Raw genomic sequence first — 24,707 nt, forward strand, 5'->3', positions numbered from 1 at the left:
CGCAGATTACAGTTTTGACAGGTTCAAGCCGTATCTATTGGCGTGAATTGGGTGTTGACGCTGCGGCCACAGTGCCGCCACCGCAATTGATATACGAAGACGACTTCAACCAGCGTTGATCCGGATAGTAAGAAAACAACAACTGCCCATCCTTCATCGAATCAATCAACTTGTGCGCAATCGCCGGCCGCACAGCCGGACAACCCAGGCTTCTACCAATCCGGCCATTCGCTCGGGCAAGCACCGGACTGACATAGGGCGCCCCGTGAATAACGATCGCCCGCTCAAATGCGTTGTCATTGAAACCCGGCTCCAGACCTTCCATGCGCAAGGAATAACCGTTCTGGCCGACATAGCTCGACTGGGTGCGGTACAAACCGAGGCTGGTGGCAAAGCTTTCATTCTGGTTGGAGAACTTGACCGCCATGTTCTCGCCGCTGTTGCGACCGTGGGCAACCAGTTCGTGGAACAGTAATTTACGTTTCTTCAGATCGAACACCCACAACCGTTGTTCGGTCGAAGGCAGTGAGTAGTCGATGACAGCAAGTCTTTGGACAGGTGCTTTACCTTGGGCCAAGCTGCATTGGGTCGCGCGTACGGCCAGCCCGATGACTTTGGCGTTGGCGCCAGGTGCTGCTTTGAGCAGCGCGGCTGCAAGCGAATCGGCGTAGGCTGCCGGTACCGAAACTGACGTCAGCAGCAGGGCCGTGAATAGGAAACCAAAGCGGTCTAGCGCCATATGTAAGTCTCACATTAATGCTTCGAGTCTAGCAGTGTGCAGGATGCTAGCCGTTGAATACGGGGCGATTAAGGATTATCCATGGGGCAGTTAACAAGGTTATTCGTCATAAGCCGCATCTTTTTTATGGGCTTTCTGATCAGCGGCGCAGCGATTGCAGAAAATTCGCCGATTGAGGCGGTATCTGCAGTCATCGGCAGAACTGGCGCAGCACCTGACGATTACGTCGCTCAAACGATTCAGGCGGCACTTGAGCCATTGAGTTCATCGTTTCCACCCTTGCTCACCTCCCGTGGCCATCAACGGGTGGATCCGAGTCGCGTGGTCATAGATTTTTACATGCATCGGGGTTATCGCTCGGCCTGGGCGAACGACAGCGATGTCATCCAGTTATTGAAAAGCCTGAGTGAGACCCAGGCCGATGGGGTGGACCCTGCGGACTTTCATATTGATGAGTTGGCGAACGCCAGAGCGTCGATGCAGGCAGCAGAGCCGACGGTGGCGCAACGGGCGGCGTTCGATATCGCGGCAACCCGGACCTTTATCACGGCGCTGCTGCAATTACGGCGCGGCAAGGTTGACCCTTCGCGTCTGGACATCCATTGGAATTTCGACCCTGTCGGTGCCGATCCTCGTGGAGACATGAATAACTTGTTCGCCGCGCTCGATGCTCATGACGTGGCACGCGCTTTCGCCGAAGCGCCGCCACAAGAGACGGTTTACCGCAGCCTGCGCGTGGGCCTGGCGCAACTGCGCAAGGTTCGGGACGCGGGCGGCTGGCCGAAGATTGCCGAAGGCCAATCGCTCAAGCCAGGCATGGATGACGCTTCTGTCGCGCAGTTGCGAGCACGTTTGGTGGTGGGTGGTTATCTGGCCCCTTCAAAGAAGCAACGCACTGATTACGACGACAGCGTCGCCACGGCGGTGAAAAAGTATCAAGCCGAGCAATACCTGGGGGCGGATGGCGTGGCGGGGGCCGCGACACTGGCTGCGTTGAATGTGCCCGTAGAGGCGCGGATAGACCAGGTTCGGGTGAACATGGAGCGCGCGCGTTGGTTGCTGTTCAAACTTCAGGGCACTTTTGTCATCGTTGATATTGCGGGTTACAAAGTGGCGCTCTATCGCGACGGTAAAGCGATATGGCGTTCCCGGGTTCAGGTCGGTAAGCCGTTCCGCAGTACGCCGGTGTTTCAATCCGAGATTACTTATGTAACGTTCAACCCCACCTGGACCGTGCCACCGACCATCCTCGTCAAAGACATGCTGCCGAAGATTCAACGAGATCCTGGCTACCTTGCCGCCAACCGTATAAGAGCCCTTGATCGAGAGGGGAATGTGCTCGATCCGTCGACCGTCGACTGGGATAACGCGCGCGGTATCACGCTGCGACAGGATGCCGGGCCGGATAACTCGCTGGGGCAGGTGGTCATTCGGTTTCCCAATGACTATTCGATTTATCTCCACGACACGCCGCATCGCGAGTTGTTTGCGCAATCGCGCCGTGCCACCAGTTCAGGCTGCATACGAGTGGAGAACCCACTGCAGTTAGTAGAGCTACTGTTCAACGACCCGGTTCGTTGGAACAGCGCCGGGATACAGGCCCAGTTGGCTAACGGCAAGACCGAAAACATCAGGCTTCCCGTCAAGGTGCCGGTGCTGTTGGCTTACTGGACCGTGGACCTGAGTAACGATGGTCGAGTGATGTTTAAACCCGATGTATACGGGTACGACTCCGCGGTACTGCGGGGGTTGAATCTGCCTTCGGAACTGCCCGTTCTGGATGTGCTACGAGCAGGAACTTCCGCTGTCGCGACGGGGCAAAACCGGCAATGGCCGTGAAGGAAGCGGGACTTGCAGGTCATTGATGCACCTACGATGCAAGCGCTCTGCGTCTACCTTTGCGCTCCGTCGCAGATTCAGGAGTTGGTAAAGCCCCAAGGTTGGCTCACCTGTTGAAACTAACACAATACAAAATAGTTACCGATCATCGATGTGAAGGGATAGGGAATTGACCATGGATGTTGCGCAAAAAAAAACCTCACTCATCACAGGTATGCTTGAGGTGCATGACCTCGATGAGTGCCGCAACATTCAAAAAGGAGCTGTTTTTATCATTGCCTCGGGGGCGTCCGCTAAAGATTTTCCATTGGAAAAGTTTGCAGACGTTCCGATGATCACGATGAACGGCGCCATTTCCATGTTCTCCGGGACAGGTATCAAGCCGTTCTTTTATGCCTGTACGGATCAAGGCTTTTCCCAACAGCAACCCGAACTGTTTTCACAGGCCATGCGTATTAGTCAGCGGGTTGCACTGTGGCAAGAGCACATCTGGCATACGACGGTAGCGCCTGAGGGCGAACTTTACTTACTCGGCCGAGCACCCAAGCTCTCCTGGACCGACCTGGTTTTCAGGGCCGATAAAGAACTCGTCAGAAGTCGCAAACTCGGAAATGGCCGCAATAGAACCCTTGGTTTCAGCAAGAACCTTAAACGCGGTTTTTTTGATGCCCGTACCGTGGCTTATCTGGCTTTGCAGATTGCGTATCACGTGGGGTTTACCAAGGTGTTTCTGGTCGGCGTCGACTTGAATCAGTCTGTAAGCCGTTTTTACGAAGGGGCCGGCACGTTCGCGTCGCCATGCCTGCTTGATCAGCATTTTTATACGCGAATCCTGCCGTCGTTCGAGATCTTGTCGAAGTACGTCGTGGATGATGATTTTCAGGTCTACAACCTGTCCAGTTCCTCAAGGATTCCGGGTGAGCTCATTCCCCGAGTGACGTTGGAAGAGATCGACAAGTTGATCTAAAGGTTGTTCGGGCTTTATTGAAATGGGCGGCCTCGAGGCGCCCATTTTTTGTTGGGGTAATTATGTCTGGCCCAGTTCCTCGCGCAAAAACTCCACCAACGCCCGTTGCAACTTGGTCAACGCGCCCTCCCGGCTGATCAATGCCAACTCGGTCGGTGGCAATTCGGGCAGGTCGGTGCACACACTGTGCTCAGGCAGTACCGCCGAAGCGGGCAGCACCGATACGCCCAAACCTGAAGCCACCGCCGCCTGAATGCCCGTCAGGCTATGACTGCCAAACGCAACCCGCCAGGGCCGTTGAGCCACATCCAGCAGGCGGATGGCCCGTTGACGGTAAATGCAGCCCTGCGGGAACAGCGCCAATGGCAATACCCCGTTGGCTGAATCCACGCCCGCCGCTGTTGTGGCTGGGGCAGACGGCCTCGAAATTCTACGGTCGTACGGCGGTGGACGAGGACTACAACGGTCTGGCGCTCGACGAATCTGAAGGCGACCGGATTGCCAGCGTCATGGGTGATGCCGACATTCTGTTTTTGAAGAACCACGGGGTGATCGTCGCCGGGCCAATCATCGCCGAAGCCTGGGATGATCTGTATCACCTTGAACGTGCCGCTCAGGTGCAGTTGATGGCGATGGCGACCCAGCGTGAACTCAAGCCGGTGCCCCATGAGATTGCCCAGCGGGCCTATGAGCAAATGCGCCTGGGGGATGCAGAAAGTGCTCGGGCGCATTTGCACAGTGCGATGCGGCGGCTTGCCAAAGGACATTTGCCCCATACCCCCCCGTAGACTAAGCTCACAAAAAATAAGGGTTTTGGGGTGTTGCCCATGCCTTACCCTTACAGGACGAGCTTTTGCCTATCCCCCTTCACGATCCGCACAACGCCACCGGCGTCACGTTGAAACGGTTACCTCTGCGCAAAGCAGCGGTACTGTTTATTGCGGTCGTGTGCCTGAGCCTGTGCGGTTTGCTTTACCTGCAACTGGAGCAATCGCGCCGGCATGACCTGGCATTGGCGCAAGTGGCGTCTACAAACCTGACGCGGGCCATGGCGCAGCAGGCCGAAGACACCTTCATGCAAGCCGATCTGGTGCTGACCAGTCTGGCGGACTGGATTCAGGCTGATGGTTTCGGCGCGCCCCAAAAGGCACGCTTGCAGAAAACGTTCGCCCGGCGGGTGCAGGCGCTGAATCAATTGCACGGGATATTTCTGTTCGACCAAAAGGGGCAGTGGGTCGTTACCTCTTTCGACGAACTGCCACGCGGACCTGGTGTGGGGGATCGCGATTATTTCAAGTTCCACCAGCAGAACGTCTCGTCCCTGGCGCACATCGGGCCGGCGATTCGCAGTCGGAAAAATGGCGAATGGATCATCCCGATATCCAAACGGGTGAACGACAAGAATGGCAATTTCCAGGGCGTCTTGTTGGCCGGCATCAAGATGGCGTACTTCGATCAGTTCTTCAAAAGCTTCAGCATTGATGACAACGGTTCGATGTTTTTGGGCTTGACCGACGGAACGCTGCTGGCGCGACGGCCGTTTGTGGAATCGCTGATTGGCACATCACTGGCCAAGAGCGAGATCTTCGAGAAATTGCTGCCCAACGCGCCCTCCGGTAACGCAATGTTCAGCTCGCTGGTCGATGGTGTTGTGCGGTTGTATGGCTACCGTCAGCTCGACACTTATCCGCTGGTCGTGTCTGCCGCCTCGTCCAGGGATTCGATTCTCAAGGATTGGAACGACACGGCGTTTCGCTCCACGGTCATCGTTGCCTTGGTGGTGCTGGGCGTGGGGTTGTTCGGTTGGGTGTTCCTTTATCAGGTGCGTGTCGGCGAACAGGTCGAGGCGGATTTGCGCAAGGCGAAGGAAGCGCTGAAGCTGATCGCGACCCACGACAGCCTGACCGGCCTGGCCAATCGCCGGCTGTTCGAGGGAGCGCTGGACATCGAGTTCGGCCGAGGTGCCCGGCAGTCGAGTTCGCTGAGCCTGATCATGCTCGATATCGATTACTTCAAGCGCTACAACGACGCTTACGGCCACGTGGCAGGGGACCATTGCCTGGCTGAAGTGGCGGGGGCGGTGAAGGGGTGCTGCCATCGAAAAGCCGATTTGGCCGTGCGGTACGGCGGTGAGGAATTTGCGGTATTGCTGCCCGACACCGACATTCACGGCGCGATGGTGATTGCCGAGCAGATCCGCCGCAGCGTCATGGACAAGAACATCATCCACAGCGGTTCACCCTCGGGCTTCGTGACGGTCAGTCTGGGTTGTTATTCGTTTGTGCCGACGGGGCGGGACAGCATGGAAGTGTTCATCGAACGTGCGGATGCGGCGCTGTATCAAGCCAAGCATTCGGGGCGAAACCGCTCGGCGGTGCTGTCGATGGAGGGCGGTGTCGAGGCTCTGCTGCGTTCGGATCGTTGAGGTGTCTCTCGATGTTGTTTCACCCGCGCAACACCCCGGCCAGCCGGCTGTCTGCCTGTCAGATCCTCTTCAATTGATCGTCTAGAGTTGCGGTAACGCTGCCGATCCCGGCAGGTCTCCCCACCGCACGGATGATCGTCAGAATGTTGATTACTCAAGCATTGACAGCCGTTGCTATAACCGTTGCAGCCTGCGCCATCTTTCCGCTTGCGAGCCACGCTCAATCGAAAGTCACAGCCGAAGAAGCACACGCCATCGGCGTGGATGCCTACCTTTATTTGTACCCGCTGTTGACCATGGACATCACCCGCAAGCAATTCACCAACATCGAATCGGGCAAGGAATTCGGTAAAGGTCCGATGAATATGTTTGTCAGCGTGCCGCAGTATCCCCCTACAGATTTCAAAGGGGTGGTGCGCTCGAACTTCGACACCTTGTATTCCATTGCCTGGCTGGATTTGACCAAAGAACCGCTGGTGATCGCAGCGCCCGATACGGCCGGGCGTTTTTACCTGCTGCCGATGCTCGACATGTGGACCGATGTATTTGCCTCACCGGGCTGGCGCACCACGGGCACCCAAGCGGGACAGTTTCTGGTGACACCGCCGGGCTGGACCGGGACGGTGCCTGCCGGACTGAACCATCTGCCGGCGCCTACGCCCTTTGTCTGGGTCATTGGCCGCACCAAGACCGACGGCGCTGCGGACTACGCGGCCGTGCACAAAATTCAGGCTGGCTACACCGTGACACCGTTGTCCCGGCAGGGTAAAAGCCCCGAGCCGGCCAGCGTGAACATTGACCCGGCCGTGGACATGAAGACCCCGCCAAAGATCCAGGTCGACTCAATGTCGGCGGCCGACTACTTCGCCTACGCCGCCGAATTGCTCAAAGTGCACCCTGCGCACATCACCGACCAACCGATCCTGGCGCAGATGAAGCGTATCGGTATCGAACCCGGAAAATCCTTCAACATGGATGCGCTGGACCCTGAAATCAAAGCAGCGCTTCAGACCGCGCCCGAAGACGCACAGACGTTGAAGACGTGGGAGGTTCCAACGCTCACTCGCGTGGTCAAGGCCGAAGGGTAGGTTCAATCTGACCATGCGTTTGTTTGGGTTCAAGCCCGAGGTGTTGAACGGCAAGTGGAACCTGCCGGCGGTCACATGCCGGTGTGTAGCAACCAAATGACAGCAGCCGACGATCTCCAATCATCGGCTGCCTTTACGCGTTCAGCTGCCTGTTCCGCCTCCGGCACCGCCGGTTCCTCCCCCCGCAGCACCCGTGCCACCCCCCGCGCCAGAGCCGCTGTTTCCACCGTTACCGCCGTTGCCACCGCTGGAAGAGCCCGACCCGCTATTGCCGCCGTCAGCGTTGTGGCCGCCCGAAGGTTGGCCAGGGTTATTGTTGGGCGCCATTGTCGAGCCGCCGATTGAACCCGATTGGGTGCCGGTTGCATCAGCGCCATCGCCTGAGGCTGCAAAAATGCCGACGGACATGGCGGACAGCACTCCAGCCAGTAATAGCGAAGTCATTTTGATGGTCATCATGGTGCGTCTCCAAAGATGAGTCGTTACCTGATGTTGGTATGAAGGGCAGGGCGGTTGGTGCCGATTGGTTGACGAGTGGTCGGCGTGCGTTTCAGGCGAAAGCCTCGCGCAGGTGGCTGATCGCTGCTTCTACTGTCATTCCCGGTGCAGTCGGCGGATCAGGCCGTTCACAAAACTCACGCCAGACAAACAGCGTCAGCTCGGCACCGTCGGTGATGCTTTCCGGGTGGGGGGATGAGAAGGTCTCTAGCACTCTGTAGCGTGCATCCTGCCAGAACAAATCCTCGACCCAGTCGTAGATCGGTATGACATGAAAGTGAATCGGATGGCCGGGCACATGTCCGTAGCGACCGATGTACAGCCGTTTGGGTTTGACCAACGTTTCGACAATCCGTTGAGTTTTCGCCAGCAGCGGGCCGAGCTCGGCGAGGGCGCTTTCGGGCAGTTCGTGGAGCGCGCTGACGTTCGCTCGGGCGCCGAGCATCATGTAACCCGGCAGTGCCGAGTTAAGGCGGTGGTTGACGATCCAGTGTTCGGTTTCATGGAGGATGAAGTGCTGGGGGATGAGGGGCATGTCATGACTTCCTTTTCTTGCGCGATAACAAACGATGGCGACGTACCCAGTCGGGAGTACGCGGGCGTTGCTTGCAATTACAGGGCTGCAGCCGTCGATTGGCAATGGTTGTGTGAACGGTTCTTTAATTGCGGCAATGACTCGCGCTATCCCTGCGCCAAGGCCCGGCATGGCTGCTATGGTCAATAAACGTTCGGCCAGTGTCCTGGTAAAAAAGCTCGCGAGCGTCGCATCCCGTTCAGGCAATCGATTGACAGGATCAAGTGCATGGATATGACCGCCGTTACCACCGTCACCGCTCCCCGTCATACGCCGATAACCCGTAACCTGGTGTTTGTCGTCGGCTTGCTGATTGTTCTGGGTGTGCTGATCGCCCTGTTGGCCTTGTTCAACATTGCCGGGAGGCTGGACGCCCAGGACCTGGCCAAGACCACGTTCTACACCCAGCGTGCGCTGGAAAATCGCATCACCGCCTCGAAAAACTACGTCGCCAGTTATGCAAACTGGACGAGCGCCTACGACCATTTGAACGGCAAGGTCGATGTGCAATGGGCCTACGTCGAGCAGAACCTGGGCAAAACCTTGTTCAGCATCGATCACTACGATGGCGTCTTCGTGGTCGATCATCAGCAAACCAAATACGCCGTGGTGCGCGGGCTTCAGGTGCAGGAGGCGGCGACCATCTCTCTTTCGGCATCAATGGAGACACTGATACAGGCAGTCCAGCGTCAGGAAAGCCTCATTGATCCCGTCAGTCAGTTCACGCTGTTCGAGGGTAAACCGGCATTGCTGACGGCTGCCGCGATCGTCCCCAATGACGAAAGGCCGGCGGTCGATCATCAAAGCACCTCGGTGCTGGTGTTCGTCGACCAATTAAGCCCTGACAAGCTCAGCGCCCTGAGCGCCGATTACGGTTTGCATGATTTAAACCTGGCGCCTGATAACGCCATCTCGCCCGACAGGCCAGCCGTGGCACTGACGGACACCGGCTACAGCCTGGTTTCCCGACTTGAGCAACCGGGTCACCAGTTACTCTGGTCGCTGCTGCCGCCATTGGGCGGCGCGCTGTTGGTGCTGGCGTTGTTAACAGCTTATTTCTTCCGGTATGTCTTGCGCACGTCCGGGCACGTGGATGCCAGCTACACCAGCCTGGATTTATCGAACCAGGCGCTGGAGGCCAGTGAAGAACGTTTTCGTGCCGTGGCTGAGGCCGCTTCCGATTGGATCTGGGAAATCGACGACAAGCATTGCATCTCTTATCTGTCAGGACGTTTCGCCACCGTCACCGGTTTTTCCGATCAGCAATGGATAGGGCAGGACATCGGGCAACTGCTCAATTGCGATACGCTGCCCTTGTCGCTGTGGCTGCATAAGCTTAATGAAGAACAGTCCGTCAGCCATTTGCGCTGCTCCTATCGCGATCAGTCGGGGCAACAACGTATTTGCCGGGTTTCGGCACGACCGATCCATCGCAAGGGCGCGGTGCTGGGCTATCGCGGAACGGCCAGCGACATCACCGATGAAGTCGCTGCCCATGCCCAGATCCAGCATCTGTCGTTGCACGATGCCCTGACGGGGCTGCCGAATCGCAACAAACTGGCGCGTTTCCTCGACGAGGCCCTGGCGCAGAAAGGGCATTCGGCGGCGCTGGCGCTGTTGATGATCGATCTGGATAACTTCAAGCCGATCAACGACTCCCTTGGCCACCCGGCTGGCGACGCCGTACTGCTGGAAGTCGCCACCCGATTGCGCGAGTGCACGCGGGACATCGATCTGGTCGCCCGGCTCGGTGGTGATGAGTTTGTGCTGGTGCTCAACGGCATGGACAGCCACGCCGAAATCGACCGGTTCTGCGAACGTTTGCTCGAGAGCCTGCACCAGCCGATTCATTACGAGCATCACACGCTGCACATCGGCGCGAGCATCGGTGTCGCCTTGAGTCGGCGTCAGGGTCACATTCCCAATGAGCTGATCCGGTGTGCCGACATTGCGCTGTATCAGGCTAAATCCAACGGCAAGAAAACCTGGTGCTACTTTGCGCCGCACATGAACGATCAGATCCAGCACCGCCGACAATTGGAGAACGACTTGCGCCGGGCGATCAAGAACAACGAGTTCGTGATGCATTACCAGCCGCGCTACAACATGGGCGGCAAGCAGGTGGTTTCGGTGGAAGCGTTGCTGCGCTGGCAGCATCCGGAACAGGGGCTGCTGAGCCCCGACGAGTTTATCCCTTTGGCTGAGCAGACTGACCTGATCGTGCCTTTGGGGCGCTGGGTGTTGCGCGAAGCCTGTGAAACGGCCCTGACCTGGCCCGGTGCGTTGATGGTGTCGGTCAATTTGTCGCCTGTGCAATTTGCCCGCAGCGATGTGGTGGAGGACGTCAGGGAGGCATTGATCCAGACCCGTTTGCCGGCCAGTCGTCTGGAGCTGGAAATCACCGAAAACGTGATGCTCATCGATGTGGAGGGCGCGTTGGCGACCATGAATGCGCTCAAGGAACTGGGCGTGCGGTTGAACATGGACGACTTCGGTACCGGCTATTCGTCCCTGGGTTACTTGCGCACGTACCCGTTCGACGGGATCACGATCGACAAGCGTTTCATCTCGTCCATGAGCGGCGGCGGCAATGACCGCGCCGTGGTGCAGGCGATCATCAACCTGGGCAAAGCCATGGGCTTGACCGTGACGGCAGAAGGCGTCGAGACCCTGGAGCAACTGGACTTCCTGGTCTCGGACCAGTGCAATGAGGTGCAGGGTTTCTACTTGAGTCGGCCTATGGAAAAGCAGGCGTTGCTGCCATTGCTCAAGGCGTCGCATGACGAGTTTCCAGTGTAGGGACGTGCCTTTAGTCGCCTGACTCGCTCGTAGAGGCAACTGCCGGGGCGCACCCCCGGTCACAACTGGACATCGACCCTGCGTTGCGAGCGTTGGAACATGAAGAACCTGAAAATCGCGACATTCAACGTCAACGGCATGCGCGCCCGACTGCCCAACTTGCTGGCCTGGCTTGCGCGAGAGCAACCGGACATTGCGTGTTTGCAGGAGCTCAAGTCGGTCGACAGTGCTTTCCCCGCCGCCGAGCTTGAGGCCGCTGGCTACGGCGCGATCTGGCAAGGTCAGTCGTCGTGGAACGGCGTGGCGATTCTGGCGCGGGATGCTCAGCCGCTGGAGAGTCGTCGAGGCCTGCCGGGTGATGACAGCGACACCCATAGCCGGTATCTGGAGGCCGCCGTGCACGGGATTCTGGTGGGCTGCCTGTACCTGCCCAATGGCAACCCGCAGCCGGGGCCGAAGTTCGATTACAAGCTGGCGTGGTTTGAACGGCTGATCCATTACGCGCAGACGCTTCAGGCCAGTGAGCATCCCGTGGTGCTGGCCGGTGACTACAACGTGGTGCCCACTGACCTGGACATCTACAACCCGCGATCCTGGCTGAAGGATGCGTTGCTCCAACCTGAAAGTCGCGAGTGTTATCAGCGCCTGCTGGCCCAGGGCTGGACCGATTCCTTGCGTCATCTGTATCCGGAGGATCGGCTCTATACCTTCTGGGATTATTTTCGCCAGCACTGGCAAAAGAACTCAGGGCTGCGCATCGACCATCTGTTGCTTAACCCGGCGCTCAGCCCTTATCTGCAGGAGGCCGGCGTCGATGCCTGGGTTCGCAACGAGCCCCACGCGAGTGATCATGCGCCGACGTGGATTCGGTTGAGTTCGCGCAAGCGGCGTTAAGATTGAAGTGTGTGGCGATTGGCTAAATCAATTGTCAGTCGAGCCGCTTTATCCCTTATACATGGCGCCCTTCGGCGGAGAAATCCGGCCCCCAGCATAAGGATCGAGCAATGAGCGAGCCACACCTGAGCAATCTTGCGTTGTACCTGCAGCGCCTGGGCTTCGACGCGCCTCCGGCGCCGACCCTGGAAACCCTGCGCCAACTTCAACTGCGCCACACCGGCGTCTTCCCGTTCGAAAACCTCAGCACGTTGTCGGGCCAGCCGGTGCTCATCGACCTGCCGTCAATCGAGCAAAAGGTCCTGCGCGATGGCCGCGGTGGTTACTGCTACGAACTCAACAACCTGTTCCTGGCCTTGCTCCAGGCACTGGGCTTCGATGCTTGCGGCATCTCCGGCCGAGTGGTCATGGGCCAACCCGAAGGCGCGTGGACCGCCCGTACACACCGCTTGAGCGTGGTAACCCTGGACCGCGTTCGCTACATCACTGACGTCGGCTTCGGCGGCATGGTGCCCACCGCACCGCTGATGCTCGATACCCCGGCTGAACAGTTCACACCTCACGAACCCTATCGCATCGAGCAGCACGAGGATGGCTACACCCTGCGCGCCAACGTCGCCGGCGAATGGCGGGCGATGTACATTTTCGATTTGCAGCGCCAGGAAGACATCGATTACGCCGTTGGCAACTGGTACGTCTCGACCCACCCCGAATCGTCTTTCGCCAGGCAGCTGATGGTGGCGCGCACCGGCGAAGGGTGGCGCCGCACGCTGAACAACGGCAGTTTTGCGATTCATCGGATCGGCCGTGAGACTGAGCGGCGGCAGGTGACTGATGTGGATGAATTGATGGGTGTGTTGCGCAGCGAGTTCGACATTCGGGTGCCGCGGGAGGCGGCGTTGCGCCGGGTTATAGAAGGGTTGATTCAACAGCCCTGAACCTCACAGCTCCAGCCCCTCCTGTACCACCGAAAGCAGAGTGTCTTCGGTCATGGCAATCGCATCCGGCTGTTGCCCGGATTGATCGATCGCTTGCAGCCACCACTGTGTCTCGCCGTGTTCGTTCACGGTTCGCAGCATCGAAAGAGCCTTTGCCTGGGTGCGGATTTCGACCCGCCCGGCACCATCCTCAGTGAAACGAGCGACGGGGTCGAAGGTGATGCTGTGGTGGTTGCCTTCAATCAGTAACTGGTCGATGGCGTAGTCGTAGGTCGCCCCGTCGAGATGACGCTCGAAGACGTGCGTCGGCACTCGCCGAATGTTCAGCCCGGCTTCGCTGAGCGGCGCCAGCCAGGCTTCGATGAGGTGGTACAGCTCGTAAACCTGTGCAGGCCAGCTGTCTATCTGCTGATCGGCGCAATGTGTCGCGTCGTCGCTGGACTGCTGGGTTTGCTTCAGTTTCGCGGCGAGTTGGTCAGCCTTGCTCATGTCGATTTCCTATCGTGGTCTCAGTGAGAGCGTACCTCTATCAAGGTAGTGCACGTCTTGCCTTGCGTCATGTTGCCGGGAGGTTTTGGCTTCAAGGGGCTTGCCCCGCCAAAGGGCGAATCGCTCAAGGGTGTTCATGGTCGTGAGGGGGCCCGGGATTTTGTGTCACTTTGGATCTTCTGGACTCGGCGCCACGCCCAGTGGGTGATCAGCCCGACTGCCGCGCCATCGATCAGCCAGAACGACCACAGCAACCGCCATTTCGGGTGAAGACAGACCAGCCCGGCGATCGCCACCCCAGCCAACACGCCAGTCGCCCAGTTGGCATAACCCTTGGCGCTGAGCCAGGCGTACAGCGGCGTGAAGCCTACGAGCAGCGGCACCATGCCGAAGACCACGCCACCGACCAAAACAGGCACAAAGACGCCGACGCCAACCCAGAGGCCAACCTCCAGGTCAGGGGAATCCATGGCAAAGGGCACGGCAATCGCCAGGGCTTGCACGGCGACCACGGTGCAAAACGCGCCAAAGGTCAGGGGCAGGATCTGGGCAAGGTGTTCGAGTGTTGAGCGGTCATTCAAGGTGTCGGCTTCCATGTCCGTAATTGTCCGCCAGGGCTGCGGAGCGGCAGAGTTTAACAGGGAAGCTGCGGCGCAAGTCTCTAGTGTGGAATGGCCATGTGTCCATCATCTGACTGACAATTTGTATACAACTATATAGACATTTGTCCTGAGTCTTGCATACAGTGTGCGCATAACAAAAACCAGGGAACCCCCCAACCATGAAAACGCCCCATGTTTCACACCAACGGCCTGAGGACGAAAATCTCGGGATCGGCGCGAATATGGCTTACGGCCTGCAACACGTTCTGACCATGTACGGCGGTATCGTCGCGGTGCCTTTGATCATCGGCCAGGCGGCCGGTCTCTCGCCGGCGGACATCGGTTTGTTGATTGCTGCTTCACTGTTTGCGGGGGGCTTGGCGACATTACTGCAAACGCTGGGTTTACCGTTTTTCGGCTGCCAATTGCCGCTGGTACAGGGCGTGTCGTTCTCTGGCGTCGCGACGATGGTGGCGATTGTCAGCAGTGGCGGGGAGGGCGGGTTTCAATCGATTCTCGGGGCGGTGATTGCCGCGTCGTTGATCGGCCTGCTGATCACGCCGGTGTTCTCGCGAATCACCAAGTTTTTCCCGCCGCTGGTCACGGGCATTGTGATCACCACCATCGGTCTGACGCTGATGCCAGTGGCTGCGCGCTGGGCCATGGGCGGTAACAGCCATGCCCCGGACTTTGGCAGCATGGCGAACATCGGTCTGGCGGCGGTGACACTGGTGCTGGTGCTGCTGTTGAGCAAGATCGGCAGCGCGACCATCTCCCGCTTGTCGATCCTGTTGGCCATGGTCATCGGTACGGTGATCGCGGTGTTCCTTGGCATGGCAGACTTCTCGTCCGTCACTCAGGGCCCGATGTTCGGCTTCCCGACACCCTTCCATTTCGGCATGCCGACCTTCCACTTCGCCGCGATCCTGTCGATGTGCATCGTGGTCATGGTGACCCTGGTGGAAACTTCGGCTGACATCCTGGCAGTGGGTGAAATCATCGGCACCAAGGTCGACTCCAAACGCCTGGGCAACGGCCTGCGCGCCGACATGCTGTCGAGCATGATCGCGCCGATCTTCGGCTCCTTCACCCAAAGTGCCTTCGCTCAGAACGTCGGGCTGGTGGCGGTGACCGGGATCAAGAGCCGTTTCGTGGTGGCTACCGGCGGTTTGTTTCTGGTGATCCTCGGTTTGCTGCCATTTATGGGTCGCGTCATCGCTGCTGTACCGACTTCTGTCCTCGGCGGCGCCGGTATCGTGCTGTTCGGCACCGTGGCGGCCAGCGGTATTCGTACGCTGTCCAAGGTCGATTACCGCAACAACGTCAACCTGATCATCGTCGCCACCTCCATCGGCTTCGGCATGATCCCCATCGCTGCGCCGAACTTCTACGACCACTTCCCAAGCTGGTTCGCCACGATCTTCCACTCGGGCATCAGCTCGTCGGCGATCATGGCCATCGTGCTGAACCTGACCTTCAACCACCTCACTGCCGGTAACTCCGATCAGCAGTCGGTATTCGCGGCCGGTACTGAGCGCGTCCTGCGTTATCAGGATCTGGCGGCGTTGCGCGAAGGGGATTATTTCAGCGAAGGCAAACTGCGTGACTGCGACGGGAATGAAATTCCGGTGGTGGAGGCGGTTCATGAGTCGAACGAGCATCGAGCGGCTCACACCAAAAGCAGTGAGCATGTCTGACAGTTGTATTCGCTTAAAAGGCTGGTAGATCAAAAGATCGCAGCCTCGTTTCACTCGACAGCTCCTACAGTGGAACGCAATTCTCTGTAGGAGCTGTCGAGTGAAACGAGGCTGCGATCTTTTGGCCACAAAAAAGCCCCTGAACCTTTCGATTCAGGGGCTTTTCGATATTGCTGTCTGGCTCCACGACCTGGACTCGAACCAGGGACCCAGTGATTAACAGTCACTTGCTCTACCAACTGAGCTATCGCGGAATGGCGTGTATGTTACTGATTCAAAAAGAGAAGTCAAGCACCTGTTAGCAGTTTGACGGGTTCATGGGGACGGACGGTGGTTTATCGACCGTGGGCGGTTACCAGAATCGTCTCAGAGGTCTACCATGGCCGCCCGGAAGTGGTTACACGCGCTGCCGGCCATTCGCCGAAAAGGTACGCGCCATGAATCACCCAACCACCACACCTAGCCACAACGGGGTGTTCGCATGAGCATCGCTCAGATCAGCCTGCCCAAAGGCGTCGGCCCTCACGCCGAAAAACTGTTCGACGCAATCACTCAGGCCAGCACCGCTGACGAATTGAACCGTGCCGGTGGCAAGGCCGAAGGGTTTGTCCTGGGCCTGGAAAGCACCAAGGCCATCAAAAGCCAGGTAGCCGAATCGCTCTATGTCGCCTATGACGACGCTGCCAGCCAGCGCGCAACCGAACTGGCCTAACCGCCGAAGGTGACGGTGGCGAGCATCAGTTTGGTGTACAGCATCGTTGCGGCCAGCTGCACCAGCCACAAGGCCAGGCCGCCGAGAAACACGCCGGCAGCGACTTGCATCACCAGGTTGTTACTGCGTTTGGCCGGGGTGCGAGGCACGAAGTGGTCCAGCTCATCGCGGTCGGCGCGTAGGTCATCGTTTTTCATGTGGGCTCTCGTAAGAATTCGGGTGTACATAAAACCTGTGGGAGCGAGCTTGCTCGCGATGAGGGCATCACATTCAACATTGATGTTGGCTGGCCGGCCGCTATCGCAGGCAAGCCAGCTCCCACATTTAATATGTGTGCAGTCTAGAGCGGTCGTTTGCTGCGCTGGGATTTATCTGAGACAAATAAAAAACGGGAAGCCATTTGGCTTCCCGTTTTTCGTATCACCGGACGACTCAGATCACCGCAACGATGGCCTTGGTCACGACGTCGATGTTGCTCTGGTTCAACGCGGCGACGCAGATGCGGCCGGTGTCCAGGGCGTAGATGCCGAACTCGCTGCGCAGGCGGGTCACTTGCTCAACCGTCAGGCCGGAATAGGAGAACATGCCGCGCTGACGACCGACGAAGCTGAAGTCACGTTGTGGCGCGTTTTTCGCCAGCAGGTCGACCATCTGGATGCGCATGCCGCGAATCCGCAGGCGCATTTCAGCCAGTTCTTCTTCCCACTGAGCGCGCAGTTCCGGGCTGTTCAGTACAGCGGCGACAATGCTTGCACCGTGGGTCGGCGGGTTGGAGTAGTTAGTGCGGATCACCCGTTTGACTTGCGACAGCACGCGCGCGCTTTCTTCTTTCGATTCGCTGACGATCGACAGAGCGCCCACGCGCTCGCCGTACAACGAGAAGGATTTGGAGAACGAGCTGGAGACGAAGAAGGTCAGGCCCGATTCAGCGAACAGACGCACGGCAGCGGCGTCTTCGTCGATACCATCGCCAAAGCCCTGGTAGGCCATGTCGAGGAACGGTACGTGACCTTTGGCTTTCACCACGTCCAGTACGTTATTCCAGTCCGCCGGGCTCAGGTCCACGCCGGTCGGGTTGTGGCAGCACGCGTGCAGGACAACGATGGAGCCGGACGGCAGGGCGTTCAAGTCTTCCAGCAAGCCAACACGGTTCACGTCGTGGGTCGCGGCGTCGTAGTAGCGATAGTTCTGCACCGGGAAACCGGCCGTTTCGAACAGCGCGCGGTGGTTTTCCCAGCTCGGGTCGCTGATCGCCACGACAGCGTTCGGCAGCAGTTGCTTGAGGAAGTCGGCACCGATTTTCAGTGCGCCAGTACCGCCAACGGCTTGGGTGGTGATGACGCGGCCAGCGGCGATCAGTGGCGAGTCATTGCCAAACAGCAGTTTCTGTACGGCCTGGTCGTAGGCAGCAATGCCGTCGATCGGCAAGTAGCCACGGGAAGCGTGTTGAGCGACGCGAATCGTCTCGGCTTCGACAACGGCGCGCAGGAGTGGAATTCGCCCCTCCTCGTTGCAGTAAACACCGACCCCCAGGTTGACCTTGTTGGTACGGGTATCGGCGTTGAATGCTTCGTTGAGGCCCAGGATTGGATCACGTGGTGCCATTTCGACAGCGGAGAACAGGCTCATTTTGCGGCGGCTCTGAATGGAAAGTGGAGGGACGTGTCGCGCTCCAGCCGAATGCACTAGAGCGGTGCACAAACGGGGAGCTAGTATAGAGGCCATCCGCGATTGATGGCGACAGACGATTCGGCTTTTGCGGTAAGTTTTTCCGATTATTTCTCGATCGTTAGTCGATTGGCATCGTCAAAAGTTTTACCCGATGTAGGACGTTTGCCTTGAAAGCGCGGGCAATCGGCTCCACATTGAGCACAATCCAGTTTTTTCCTCGGGCGACATCGGTCGTTTGCGGTCTTTCCCGTTGCTGCCCGGTTCGCCCGGACAGGCGCGAACCCAGAGGTTTTTCATGTCTGAATTCCAGCTAGTCACCCGCTTCGAGCCCGCCGGCGATCAGCCGGAAGCCATCCGCCTGATGGTCGAGGGCATCGAAGCCGGGCTGGCGCACCAGACGTTGCTCGGTGTGACCGGCTCGGGCAAGACCTTCAGCATCGCCAACGTGATCGCCCAGATTCAGCGTCCGACCCTGGTGCTGGCGCCGAACAAGACCCTGGCCGCGCAGTTGTACGGTGAGTTCAAGGCGTTCTTCCCGAACAACGCCGTCGAATACTTCGTTTCCTACTACGACTACTACCAGCCCGAAGCCTACGTGCCGTCTTCGGATACGTTCATCGAGAAAGACGCCTCGATCAACGATCACATCGAGCAGATGCGATTGTCGGCGACCAAGGCACTGCTGGAGCGAAAAGACGCGATCATCGTTACCACGGTGTCGTGCATCTACGGTCTGGGCAGTCCGGAAACCTATTTGAAGATGGTGCTGCACGTGGATCGCGGCGACAAGCTCGATCAGCGTGCGTTGTTGCGTCGCCTGGCAGACCTGCAATACACCCGTAATGACATGGAGTTTGCCCGTGCGACCTTCCGGGTCCGCGGCGATGTAATCGATATCCACCCGGCGGAATCCGATTTCGAAGCGATCCGCATCGAGCTGTTCGATGACGAAGTCGAGAGCTTGTCCGCCTTCGATCCGCTGACCGGCGAAGTGATCCGCAAGTTGCCGCGGTTCACGTTCTATCCGAAAAGCCACTACGTGACCCCGCGAGAAACCCTGCTGGGTGCCGTCGAAGGGATCAAAGTCGAGTTGCAGGAGCGCCTGGACTACCTGCGCTCCAACAATAAACTCGTTGAGGCCCAGCGCCTGGAGCAGCGCACCCGTTTCGACCTGGAGATGATCCTCGAACTGGGTTACTGCAACGGCATCGAAAACTACTCGCGCTACCTGTCGGGCCGTGAATCCGGCCAGGCGCCACCAACTTTGTTTGACTACCTGCCGGCTGACGCCTTGCTGGTGATCGACGAATCCCACGTCAGCGTGCCGCAGGTCGGCGCCATGTATAAGGGCGACCGTTCGCGTAAAGAGACGCTGGTGGAATACGGTTTCCGTCTGCCGTCCGCGCTGGATAACCGGCCGATGCGCTTCGACGAGTTCGAAAACATCAGCCCGCAGACAATCTTTGTCTCGGCCACACCGGGCAATTACGAGGCGGAGCACGCCGGTCGCGTAGTCGAGCAACTGGTCCGTCCGACTGGCCTTGTAGACCCGCAAATCGAAATCCGCCCGGCGTTGACCCAGGTCGACGATCTACTCTCGGAAATCGGCAAGCGCGTCGCGCTGGAGGAGCGGGTGCTGGTCACCACGCTAACCAAGCGCATGTCTGAAGACTTGACCGATTACCTGGCCGACCACGGCGTGCGGGTGCGTTATCTGCACTCGGACATCGACACCGTGGAACGGGTCGAAATCATCCGCGATCTGCGTTTGGGCACCTTCGATGTGCTGGTGGGGATCAACCTGCTGCGTGAAGGCCTGGACATGCCGGAAGTCTCGCTGGTGGCGATCCTCGATGCGGACAAGGAAGGCTTCCTGCGTTCGGAGCGCTCGCTGATCCAGACCATCGGCCGGGCGGCGCGCAACCTCAATGGTCGGGCGATTCTCTATGCGGATCGCATCACCGGCTCCATGGAGCGGGCGATCGGCGAAACCGAGCGTCGTCGCGACAAACAGATTGCCTTCAACCTGGCCAATGGCATCACGCCCAAGGGCGTGTTCAAGGACGTTGCCGACATCATGGAAGGCGCCACCGTGCCGGGGTCGCGCAGCAAGAAGCGCAAAGGCATGGCCAAGGCCGCCGAGGAAAACGCCAAGTACGAAGCGGAACTGCGCTCACCGGGCGAGATCGCCAAGCGTATCAAGGCGCTGGAAGAGAAAATGTACCAACTCGCCCGCGACCTGGAGTTCGAAGCAGCGGCGCAGATGCGCGACGAGATTGGCAAGTTGCGTGAGCGGTTGATTACTGTCTGAGTTTTGCAGTGCCTGAACCGGCCTCATCGCGGGCAAGTCGGATCGCCGCACCGCCGCTCCCACAGGGTTTGTGGGTGGACACAAATTATGTGAACACCCTCAATCCTTGTGGTAGCGGCGGTGCGGCGATCCGACTTGCCCGCGATTGGGGCGCCTCGGTCTCAATGTGCTTCGCCAGCCTTCAGTCCCGCCGGCAACGCCTTGGTCAGCAACACCGCCAGCATGCTGATCCCCAGAGCAATCCCGACAAAGTGAAACGCATCGTTGTAAGCCATGATCGACGCCTGCTGATGCGCAATTTCACTGAGCTTGCCCAACGCTGCCGTCTCACTGCCAAACCGATCCGTCAGCGACGCCATGCGGTCGGCCACCTGCGGGTTGGTCGGCACAATCGCTTCACGTAAATAATCAAAGTAAGTCTTGGTTCGCGCATCCAGCAACGTGGCGAGGAGGGCGATGCCGATCGCGCCGCCGAGGTTGCGCAGGATGTTGAACAGGCTCGACGCCGACCCCGCGTCCTGCGGCAGGATGTAAGCAGTAGCTATCAACGAGATGGTCACCATGATCAGCGGCTGGCCCAGCGCGCGGATGATCTGGATTTGATTGAACTGCGGCCCGGCGAAGTCCGGGTTCAGTACGCCCGATGAAAAACTCGCCAATCCAAATAGCCCGAAACCCAACGTGCACAGCCATCTCGGCGAGACGTACTTCATCAGCTTCGGCACCAGCGGAATCAGAAACAGCTGCGGCACGCCCATCCACATGATCACTTCGCCGATTTGCAGGGCGTTGTAGTTCTGGACCTGCGCCAGGTACAGCGGCAACAGGTAGATCGAGCCGTACAGTCCGACACCCATCCCGACACTGGAAATACTCGATAAACCAAAGTTTCGATTGCGCAGGATGCCGAGGTTGATCAGCGGATTGGGCTTGGAAGTCTGCACGATCATAAAGGTGATCAGGCTGACTAGCGCGATGCTGCCCAGGGTTACGATCAGGCTCGATTCCAGCCAGTCCTTGCGATGGCCTTCCTCCAAAAACACCTGCAAACAACCGAGGCCGACGCCCAGCGTGAGAATGCCCAGGTAGTCGGTGCTTTTCAGTAGTTCCCAGTGGGCTTCTTTCTTCTCCAGGCCGTACATCAGACCGGCGATCATGATCAGGCCCGGCGGAATGTTGATGTAGAAGATGTATTCCCAGCCCCAATTCTCGGTCAGCCAACCGCCGAGAGTCGGACCGATGGAGGGCGCGAAGGTTGCGGTCATGGCGAACATGGCCATGCCTTTGGCGCGGTGGTGTTCGGGGAGTTTGATCAGCGTGAGGGTGAACGCCAGCGGGATCAGCGCGCCGCCGGTGAAGCCTTGCAAGGCGCGGAAGACGATCATGCTTTCCAGGCTCCAGGCCATGGAGCAGAGCAGGGAAGCGGCGAGAAACCCGAGGGACACCCACACCGCCAGCCGTCGCGCCGAGAGCAACTGCACCAGCCACGCCGTCAGCGGGATCATGATGATTTCCGCCACCAGGTACGAGGTGGAAATCCACGAGCCTTCTTCCAGGGTGGCCGACAGCGCGCCCTGAATATCTTTGAGCGATGAGTTGGTGATCTGGATGTCGAGCACCGCCATGAAGGCGCCGAGCATCACGCTCATTACCGCGATCCAGTCCCGCCGGGTCGGTTCGCCGACCGGGCGGATCAGTTGATCACCGGCCATCGTCAGGCGTGTCTTTGATGTTCACTTTGGCGGTGACCGACATGCCCGGACGAATCTTGCCTTGCAGCGGATTGTTCGCGGCGAAGGTCAGTTTTACCGGAATCCGTTGTACGACTTTGGTGAAGTTGCCGGTGGCATTGTCCGGCGGCAACAGGCTGAACTGCGCGCCCGAAGCGGCGAACAGGCTGTCGACTCGTGCTTCGATGGGCGTGTTGCTGTAGGCATCGAACGTCAGCTCGGCTGTTTGGCCGGGCTGCATGTGGCCAATCTGGGTTTCCTTGAAGTTGGCCTGAATCCAGATGTCCTGATCCGGAACGATCGACATCAGGTAAGCACCTGCCTGCACATACTGGCCTTCGCGGGCGGCGCGCTGGCCGACCAGGCCGCTGATGGGCGCGTGGATTTCGCTGCGGGTCAGGTTCAGTTCGGCCTGGGCCAGATCGGTTTTGGCGTTGGCGATCATGGCGTCGAGGCGTTTGATCTCGGCGGCCAGGGAGTTGATTTGTTGACGCTGACTTTGTGCGTCCGCCTGGGCCTTGGTCACTTGCGAGCGGGCGATGTGGTTGTCGGCGGAGAGGGTGGTCACCCGTTCTTCCGAGACGTAGCCGGGTTTGCGCAGGGTTTGCGCGCGAGACAAATCGATCTGCGAACGACCGAGACTGGCCTGGCTGGACGCGACTTGCGCCTCGCTGGCGGCGATCAGACTGGCTTGCTGAGTCAGTTTGCTTCGGGCTTGCAGGCGTTCGGCTTCACGGGTGGCGAGGGTGGCGTTGGCGCGGTCGACGGCGAGGTGGAAGTCATCGCCTTCGAGCTTGATCAGCAACTGACCTTTCTCGACGTGCTGGTTGTCCTGCACCAGCACCTGATCGATGCGCGCGCCCAATTGACTCGACACGCGGGTGATCTCGCCCTGGACATAAGCGTTGTCGGTGCTTTCATAGAATCGCCCCTTGAAGAACCACTGGGCGAAAAAGCCCCCGGCAATCAGCAGGACGAGCAGCAGGAAAATAAACAGGCGACGCTTGAGTTGGGCAGGCATGGGCAGACTGTAGTCGAGAAATTGTAAGGAAAGTTATCAGTGGTCAAATCTGGCATACAGCGAATGATGGGTAAATGCCATCGGCTGATAATCGGCCATTCACCAAGGCTAGAGCGCGTTGTAGACGCAACCTTGGCTTAAATGCCCTGCTCACTGGAGCCGGGCGGGCAACGCCTGTTACCATTCGCCCTTTGTTTTATCTTCATTTCGAGACTTGCCATGACCACCGTCCGCACTCGCATCGCGCCATCGCCTACCGGGGATCCCCACGTAGGTACCGCTTACATCGCTTTGTTCAACTACTGCTTTGCCAAGCAGCACGGCGGTGAGTTCATCCTGCGGATCGAAGACACCGACCAATTGCGTTCGACCCGCGAGTCCGAACAACAGATTTTCGACGCCCTGCGCTGGTTGGGCATCAACTGGAGCGAAGGCCCGGACGTTGGCGGCCCGCACGGTCCTTACCGTCAGAGCGAGCGTGGCGACATCTATCAGAAGTACTGCCAGCAGTTGGTCGAAATGGGCCACGCTTTCCCGTGCTTCTGTACGGCCGAAGAACTCGACCAGATGCGCGCCGAGCAAATGGCCCGCGGCGAAACCCCGCGTTACGACGGCCGTGCGCTGTTGCTGTCCAAGGAAGAAGTCGCGCGTCGCCTGGCCGCTGGCGAGCCGCACGTGATCCGCATGAAAGTGCCGAGCGAGGGCGTTTGCGTGGTACCTGACATGCTGCGTGGCGACGTCGAGATCCCGTGGGATCGTATGGACATGCAAGTGCTGATGAAGACCGACGGCCTGCCGACGTACTTCCTGGCCAACGTGGTCGATGACCACCTGATGGGCATCACCCACGTTCTGCGCGGCGAAGAGTGGCTGCCATCGGCACCGAAGCTGATTCTGCTGTACGAGTACTTCGGCTGGGAACAACCTGAGCTGTGCTACATGCCGCTGCTGCGTAACCCGGACAAGAGCAAGCTGTCCAAACGCAAGAACCCGACCTCGGTGACGTTCTACGAGCGCATGGGCTTCATGCCGGAAGCGATGCTCAACTACCTCGGTCGCATGGGCTGGTCGATGCCGGACGAGCGCGAGAAGTTCTCGCTGCAGGAAATGGTCGATAACTTCGACCTCAGCCGCGTCTCCCTCGGCGGGCCGATTTTCGACATCGAGAAACTGTCTTGGCTCAACGGCCAATGGCTGCGTGACCTGCCGGTGGAAGAGTTCGCTTCGCGCCTGCAAACATGGGCGCTGAACCCGGAATACATGATGAAGATTGCGCCGCACGTGCAAGGACGGGTTGAAACCTTCAGCCAGGTCGCACCGCTGGCCGGTTTCTTCTTCGCCGGTGGCGTGAACCCGGACGCCAAACTGTTTGAATCCAAAAAGCTGTCGGGCGATCAGGTCCGTCAGTTGATGCAATTGATTTTGTGGAAGCTGGAAAGCCTGCGTCAGTGGGAGAAGGACAGCATCACCGCAACGATTCAAGCGGTGGTCGAATCTCTGGAGCTGAAGTTGCGTGATGCCATGCCACTGATGTTTGCCGCGATCACTGGCCAGGCCAGTTCGGTATCGGTGCTCGATGCGATGGAAATCCTGGGGCCGGACCTGACCCGTTTCCGTCTGCGCCAGGCGATCGACTTGCTGGGCGGCGTGTCGAAGAAGGAAAACAAGGAGTGGGAAAAACTCTTGGGCAACATCGCCTGATCCCCACTGTTC

19 protein-coding genes, 1 tRNA gene and 3 pseudogenes are annotated in these 24,707 nt (G+C 58.8%); 12 read left to right on the top strand and 11 right to left on the bottom strand.

Annotated features, from left to right (window positions below):
• Positions 1-34: 34 nt before the first annotated feature.
• Positions 35-739: a murein L,D-transpeptidase catalytic domain family protein gene (locus tag ACIQU2_RS03940; protein WP_347805856.1), complete on the bottom strand. Its 705-nt coding sequence runs from the start codon at positions 737-739 to the stop codon at positions 35-37.
• A gap of 81 nt (positions 740-820) precedes the next feature.
• On the opposite strand from ACIQU2_RS03940, the gene ACIQU2_RS03945 reads away from it, so the two are divergent.
• Both ACIQU2_RS03945 and ACIQU2_RS03950 read left to right on the top strand, forming a co-directional pair.
• Positions 821-2,578, top strand: a complete 1,758-nt coding sequence (locus ACIQU2_RS03945; RefSeq protein ID WP_403138752.1) for a murein L,D-transpeptidase — start codon at positions 821-823, stop codon at positions 2,576-2,578.
• A gap of 175 nt (positions 2,579-2,753) precedes the next feature.
• Entirely contained in the window at positions 2,754-3,545 is a 792-nt protein-coding gene (locus ACIQU2_RS03950) for a lipopolysaccharide biosynthesis protein (protein ID WP_403138754.1), read from the top strand.
• Positions 3,546-3,605: 60 nt separating this feature from the next.
• On the opposite strand, the pseudogene ACIQU2_RS03955 reads toward ACIQU2_RS03950, so the two are convergent.
• Positions 3,606-3,941, bottom strand: a pseudogene (locus tag ACIQU2_RS03955) (LysR substrate-binding domain-containing protein); the annotation flags it as partial.
• On the opposite strand from ACIQU2_RS03955, the pseudogene ACIQU2_RS03960 reads away from it, so the two are divergent.
• From ACIQU2_RS03960 to ACIQU2_RS03970, 3 genes and pseudogenes are all read left to right on the top strand, one after another.
• A pseudogene (locus ACIQU2_RS03960) lies at positions 3,932-4,333 on the top strand (class II aldolase/adducin family protein); the annotation flags it as partial. The pseudogenes ACIQU2_RS03955 and ACIQU2_RS03960 sit on opposite strands and share 10 nt — an antisense overlap.
• Before the next feature lie 65 nt (positions 4,334-4,398).
• A complete protein-coding gene (locus tag ACIQU2_RS03965; protein WP_403138757.1) occupies positions 4,399-5,970 on the top strand; it encodes a diguanylate cyclase in 1,572 nt (523 codons plus the stop codon).
• 143 nt (positions 5,971-6,113) lie between these two features.
• Positions 6,114-7,043, top strand: a pseudogene (locus tag ACIQU2_RS03970) (DUF1254 domain-containing protein); the annotation flags it as partial.
• A gap of 156 nt (positions 7,044-7,199) precedes the next feature.
• On the opposite strand, the gene ACIQU2_RS03975 reads toward ACIQU2_RS03970, so the two are convergent.
• Positions 7,200-7,517, bottom strand: a complete 318-nt coding sequence (locus ACIQU2_RS03975; protein ID WP_256657577.1) for a hypothetical protein — start codon at positions 7,515-7,517, stop codon at positions 7,200-7,202.
• A gap of 91 nt (positions 7,518-7,608) precedes the next feature.
• A complete protein-coding gene (locus ACIQU2_RS03980) occupies positions 7,609-8,091 on the bottom strand; it encodes an HIT family protein (protein WP_403138759.1) in 483 nt (160 codons plus the stop codon).
• A 267-nt stretch (positions 8,092-8,358) separates the two neighbouring features.
• On the opposite strand from ACIQU2_RS03980, the gene ACIQU2_RS03985 reads away from it, so the two are divergent.
• From ACIQU2_RS03985 to ACIQU2_RS03995, 3 genes are all read left to right on the top strand, one after another.
• Positions 8,359-10,929, top strand: coding sequence for an EAL domain-containing protein (locus ACIQU2_RS03985; protein WP_403138761.1), 2,571 nt, complete (start codon positions 8,359-8,361; stop codon positions 10,927-10,929).
• A gap of 99 nt (positions 10,930-11,028) precedes the next feature.
• The gene (locus ACIQU2_RS03990; RefSeq protein WP_046054235.1) at positions 11,029-11,823 is read left to right on the top strand and encodes an exodeoxyribonuclease III; all 795 of its coding nucleotides are present in this window, start codon (positions 11,029-11,031) and stop codon (positions 11,821-11,823) included.
• 110 nt (positions 11,824-11,933) lie between these two features.
• Positions 11,934-12,761 carry an arylamine N-acetyltransferase gene (locus tag ACIQU2_RS03995; RefSeq protein WP_403138764.1) on the top strand — a complete coding sequence of 276 codons (828 nt, stop codon included), beginning with the start codon at positions 11,934-11,936 and terminating at the stop codon, positions 12,759-12,761.
• A gap of 3 nt (positions 12,762-12,764) precedes the next feature.
• Here the strand turns inward: ACIQU2_RS03995 and ACIQU2_RS04000 are convergent, their stop codons facing one another.
• Both ACIQU2_RS04000 and ACIQU2_RS04005 read right to left on the bottom strand, forming a co-directional pair.
• Positions 12,765-13,250, bottom strand: a complete 486-nt coding sequence (locus ACIQU2_RS04000) for a hypothetical protein (protein ID WP_347805775.1) — start codon at positions 13,248-13,250, stop codon at positions 12,765-12,767.
• A gap of 134 nt (positions 13,251-13,384) precedes the next feature.
• Positions 13,385-13,846: a hypothetical protein gene (locus tag ACIQU2_RS04005; protein ID WP_347805776.1), complete on the bottom strand. Its 462-nt coding sequence runs from the start codon at positions 13,844-13,846 to the stop codon at positions 13,385-13,387.
• A gap of 185 nt (positions 13,847-14,031) precedes the next feature.
• Here ACIQU2_RS04005 and ACIQU2_RS04010 point away from each other — a divergent pair, with 185 nt between their 5' ends.
• Entirely contained in the window at positions 14,032-15,549 is a 1,518-nt protein-coding gene (locus ACIQU2_RS04010; protein ID WP_347805777.1) for a nucleobase:cation symporter-2 family protein, read from the top strand.
• Between the two features lie 178 nt (positions 15,550-15,727).
• Here ACIQU2_RS04010 and ACIQU2_RS04015 read toward each other — a convergent pair.
• A tRNA-Asn gene (locus ACIQU2_RS04015) sits at positions 15,728-15,803 on the bottom strand.
• A 227-nt stretch (positions 15,804-16,030) separates the two neighbouring features.
• Between ACIQU2_RS04015 and ACIQU2_RS04020 the strand changes: the two genes are divergently transcribed.
• A complete protein-coding gene (locus ACIQU2_RS04020) occupies positions 16,031-16,261 on the top strand; it encodes a hypothetical protein (protein WP_008007186.1) in 231 nt (76 codons plus the stop codon).
• On the opposite strand, the gene ACIQU2_RS04025 is transcribed toward ACIQU2_RS04020, so the two are convergent.
• Together ACIQU2_RS04025 and ACIQU2_RS04030 are read right to left on the bottom strand one after the other, a co-directional pair.
• A complete protein-coding gene (locus tag ACIQU2_RS04025; protein ID WP_347805778.1) occupies positions 16,258-16,458 on the bottom strand; it encodes a hypothetical protein in 201 nt (66 codons plus the stop codon). The two genes, ACIQU2_RS04020 and ACIQU2_RS04025, sit on opposite strands and share 4 nt — an antisense overlap.
• 235 nt (positions 16,459-16,693) lie before the next feature.
• Positions 16,694-17,890, bottom strand: coding sequence for an amino acid aminotransferase (locus ACIQU2_RS04030; protein WP_095128606.1), 1,197 nt, complete (start codon positions 17,888-17,890; stop codon positions 16,694-16,696).
• A gap of 337 nt (positions 17,891-18,227) precedes the next feature.
• On the opposite strand from ACIQU2_RS04030, the gene uvrB reads away from it, so the two are divergent.
• Complete coding sequence (uvrB, locus tag ACIQU2_RS04035; RefSeq protein WP_149631826.1) at positions 18,228-20,243, top strand: excinuclease ABC subunit UvrB; 2,016 nt, start codon at positions 18,228-18,230, stop codon at positions 20,241-20,243.
• Positions 20,244-20,404: 161 nt separating this feature from the next.
• Here the strand turns inward: uvrB and ACIQU2_RS04040 are convergent, their stop codons facing one another.
• Together ACIQU2_RS04040 and ACIQU2_RS04045 are read right to left on the bottom strand one after the other, a co-directional pair.
• Complete coding sequence (locus ACIQU2_RS04040) at positions 20,405-21,955, bottom strand: MDR family MFS transporter (protein WP_403138769.1); 1,551 nt, start codon at positions 21,953-21,955, stop codon at positions 20,405-20,407.
• The gene (locus tag ACIQU2_RS04045) at positions 21,945-22,994 is read right to left on the bottom strand and encodes an HlyD family secretion protein (RefSeq protein WP_403138771.1); all 1,050 of its coding nucleotides are present in this window, start codon (positions 22,992-22,994) and stop codon (positions 21,945-21,947) included. Before ACIQU2_RS04045 ends, ACIQU2_RS04040 begins: the two co-directional genes overlap by 11 nt.
• 219 nt (positions 22,995-23,213) lie before the next feature.
• On the opposite strand from ACIQU2_RS04045, the gene gltX reads away from it, so the two are divergent.
• Positions 23,214-24,695, top strand: coding sequence for a glutamate--tRNA ligase (gltX, locus tag ACIQU2_RS04050; RefSeq protein WP_403138774.1), 1,482 nt, complete (start codon positions 23,214-23,216; stop codon positions 24,693-24,695).
• Positions 24,696-24,707 lie beyond the last annotated feature (12 nt).

Source organism: Pseudomonas sp. NPDC098740 (assembly GCF_044760065.1).
Lineage (GTDB): Bacteria > Pseudomonadota > Gammaproteobacteria > Pseudomonadales > Pseudomonadaceae > Aquipseudomonas > Aquipseudomonas rossensis.